Below are 1,818 nucleotides of genomic sequence, written 5' to 3'. Positions count from 1 at the left end.
GGCGCGGTCCAGCTTGCCGTTGGGCGTCAGCGGCAGCGCGTCCAGCAGCACGAACGCGGACGGCACCAGGTAGTCCGGCAGCCGCTCGCGCAGGTGCGCCGCCAGCTCCGCCGGGCGGACGGCCGCGTCGGGGCGGGTCGCGGCGTAGCCGATCAGCCGGTCGTCCCGGGCGAGCACGGCGGCCCGGGCGACGGCGGGGTGCTCGGCCAACGCGGCCTCGACCTCACCGAGTTCGACCCGGAAGCCGCGCACCTTCACCTGGTCGTCCGCGCGGGCGACGTACTCCAGCTCGCCGTCGGTACGGCGGCGCACCACGTCGCCCGTGCGGTACATCCGCGCTCCCGCCGGGCCGAACGGGCAGGCCACGAACCGCCCGGCGGTCAGGCCCGGCCGGTTCAGGTAGCCGCGCGCCAGACCGGGGCCGGCGACGTACAGCTCCCCCGCCACGCCCGGCGGCACGAGGCGCAGCCGCTCGTCGAGGACGTACGCCCGGAAGCCCGCGACCGGCCGGCCGATCGGCGGCACGCCGGAGCCGGCCGTGAGCGGGGCGCTCATCGTCGCGCACACCGTGGTCTCGGTCGGACCGTAGGCGTTGATCATCCGTCGGCCCGGCGCCCACCGGGCCACCAGCTCCGGCGGGCAGGCCTCCCCCGCCACCACCAGGGTGGTGGCCGTGAGGTCGGCGCTCTCCAGCGCGGACAGGGCCGAGGGCGGCAGAGTGACATGGCTGACGTCCAACCGGCGGTCCGTCAGCGCCTCCAGCGGCGCCTCGGCGGGGGCCAGCACGAGGGCGGCGCCGGTGAGCAGGGCGCTGCAGAGCTCCCAGAAGGACGCGTCGAAGCTGGGCGAGGCGAACTGGAGCACCCGGCTGCCCCGCGCCACGCCGAGCCGCTCGACCTGCTCCGCCACGAGGCCCGACACCCCGCTGTGGCTCACCACGACGCCCTTGGGGCGGCCGGTGGAGCCCGAGGTGTAGATCACGTAGGCCGGGTGCCGGACGTCGAGCGCGACCTCCGGGTCGGTCTCCGGCCAGTCCGAGACCCCGGCCACCATCGCCGGGTCGTCGACCAGCAGCGCCGGACGGGCGTCCGCCAGCATGAAGTCGATCCGCGTCCGCGGGTACGCCGGATCCACCGGCAGGTACGCCGCCCCGGCCTTCAGCACACCCAGGACCGCCACCACCGCCTCCACCGACCGCGGCAGCGCCACCGCCACCAGCTGCTCCGGACCCACCCGGCGGGCGACCAGCGAGTGCGCGAACCGGTTCGCCCGAGCGTTCAGCTGACGGTACGTCAATTCGGTGTCACCGCAGACCAGCGCGACCGAATCCGGCGCCGCCGACACCTGCGCCGCGAACAGCTCCGGCAGGCTCACCGCGGCCGCCGGGCCCTCGACGGCGGGCAGCAGCTCGCAGCGTTCCTCGGCCGACAGCAGATCGATCCCGCCGATCGGCCGCTCCGGGTTGGCGGCGACCGCGGCCAGCAGCCTGGTCCACCGGGCGACCAGGGCCTCGACGGTCGGGCGGTCGAACAGGTCGGTGCTGTACTCGACCGCGCCGCTGAGCCCGGCCGGCGCGCCGTCCGGCCCGTGCTCCTCCGCGATGCCGAAGGTCAGGTCGAGCCGCGCCGTCCCGGTGGGCAGGGCGATCCCGGAGACTCGCAGGCCGGGAAGGTCGAAGTCGCCACCCGGCGCGTTCTGCACCACCAGCCCGGTCTGGACCAGCGGGTGGTGGGACAGCGACCGGGACGGGTTCAGCACCTCCACCAGGTGCTCGAACGGCACGTCCTGGTGCGCGTACGCCGACAGCGCCGTCTCCCG

Annotated in this window: 1 protein-coding gene; it reads right to left on the bottom strand. The window is 75.8% G+C overall.

Going from position 1 to position 1,818, the window contains the following annotated elements; translation table 11 throughout:
- On the bottom strand, window positions 1-1,818 hold a 1,818-nt coding region (locus tag ACWCYO_RS40630; RefSeq protein WP_449787044.1), incomplete at both ends, for a non-ribosomal peptide synthetase.

The organism is Kitasatospora sp. NPDC001683, assembly GCF_053596495.1.
The sequence above is the reverse complement of the archived record's forward strand: the minus strand, read 5'-3'. Positions and strand labels throughout refer to the sequence as shown.